The sequence below is a fragment of the uncultured Mucilaginibacter sp. genome (assembly GCF_903913935.1).
GTDB lineage: Bacteria > Bacteroidota > Bacteroidia > Sphingobacteriales > Sphingobacteriaceae > Mucilaginibacter.
Map to the genome: position 1 here is coordinate 1 of NZ_CAIWNH010000094.1, position 1,572 is coordinate 1,572.

General features: G+C 46.6%; 3 protein-coding genes. All 3 read left to right on the forward strand.

Features of this window, described 5'->3' with window-relative positions; all coding sequences use genetic code 11:
• Positions 1–708 (forward strand): DUF4099 domain-containing protein (locus tag QZY09_RS03580; protein WP_295668130.1); only part of this gene is annotated, 708 nt, incomplete at its 5' end.
• Complete coding sequence (locus QZY09_RS03585; protein WP_295668133.1) at positions 708–1,301, forward strand: hypothetical protein; 594 nt, start codon at positions 708–710, stop codon at positions 1,299–1,301. The genes QZY09_RS03580 and QZY09_RS03585, both read left to right, overlap by 1 nt.
• On the forward strand, positions 1,288–1,572 hold a 285-nt coding region (locus QZY09_RS03590; RefSeq protein ID WP_295668136.1), incomplete at its 3' end, for a hypothetical protein. The genes QZY09_RS03585 and QZY09_RS03590, both read left to right, overlap by 14 nt.

Genomic DNA, 1,572 nt, shown 5'->3' on the forward strand with positions numbered 1-1,572 from the left:
AACGGACAGCTGCTTTTAAATGAAAATGACTTAAGGGCGCTGCTGTCCGGTCGCAGGACAAGCATGATGAAATTAAAAAACCTGGAAGCCGAAAATATCAAAATCGAGTCCATGGACGCCAAATTATCATTGTTCACCAATGAAAAGGGAAAAGTTGAATTGCGTGTGCACCCGGTTTACGTGATGCCTGTTATCCCGGATTTTTTGGAGCCTTTTGAGGCAAAAGAACTGGAAAAAGGTGAAATTGCAAATCTTTTGAAGGTGACCTTGGATGAAAAAGGTAATAAAATAGAGGTATTGGTGGAATATGATGCGGAAACAAGGGAATTCATTGTTTCCGATACGGAAAAGATCATTACGCCCGATATGATCAATGGGGAATACCTCACCGCCGCCCAGAAAGAGAATTACCGCAAGGGCAAAGAGGTGAAAATACCTGATGGCACAAGACTGCAATATTCTGGTTCAGACACGAATGGCATCCGCTCAAACAAGCTTGCACTGATCGCCTCGCTCCTTATTGACGGCGGTTTATCGTATATGCTTTATAAGGGATTGAATGCGCTATTTGGCGAAAAGCATCATCCTAAGGAGGCGAATACCCTCAGCCCCGGATATCACAATGCTTACCGGGACATGGAAGATCAAAAGCCGGTGCACGATAACAGTCACATACACTTCGGAACCCGCAACCGGACCAGCAGGTAATGGACCCCGAATTGACGGCACTCGGCGTGCCGGAAGCTGTACAGGCTTTCTTCGATGTCCCCGAATTGATGTTTAACTACGGCGGTCATTTCGAACATTTCGGCACCGGCTTTCACCGCGTGCCCACTACGCCGAATTTGTGGCTGGCCGGTAAAGAACTTGCGCGCGAAGTGATCATTACTTCAACAGCTATGGAGGCCATCGCCTATTTGTCGGTGAACCTGCACCGCTACTCTGATTTGGATACGCTATCATTTATTGCCTTGGGCAACCTACCGCATTACGGGCAGTTGCAATGGATAAAATCTCATTATCCGAAGCGGAAATTCACGCTCGTTTTTGGTAAGGATTTATTAGGAAGATTAGCGGACATCAGGGTAGCGGCAGGTTTAAAGAACCAGGCAGTCCGCCTGCTGCGTACGGACCTGCAAATTCAGATCATGTGCAATGACGAAGTATATCGATTTGATCCGGAGGTACTTTCCCTCAGCGCTTTTGAAAAGGCATCCGGTCTGCGAACAGGCTTTCGCACCTCCAAACCAAAAGAATTCGACACTTATTTAGAACAACTGAAATATCATGCAAACCAATGAAATAACCCTTAAACCGGCGGTGATCTTCGCCTTTCTTAAAACCCTGCCGCTGATCGGGCTGGGTATCACGTTCCTTTTGCTGGCGTGGTGGCTCTCACCACTTTTTCTTTTTTTTAGCATTGCTTTTATTGGAATAGCCTGGTACCGTTTTATTTTTGTGCGGAACTGCTTGTATGTGATCACGCCCGAAGTAATCCGGATCAGCAGCGGCCTGTTTTTTAAAAGGACGGACCATGTCGAGATGTACAGGGTGAAAGATTATATCATCACC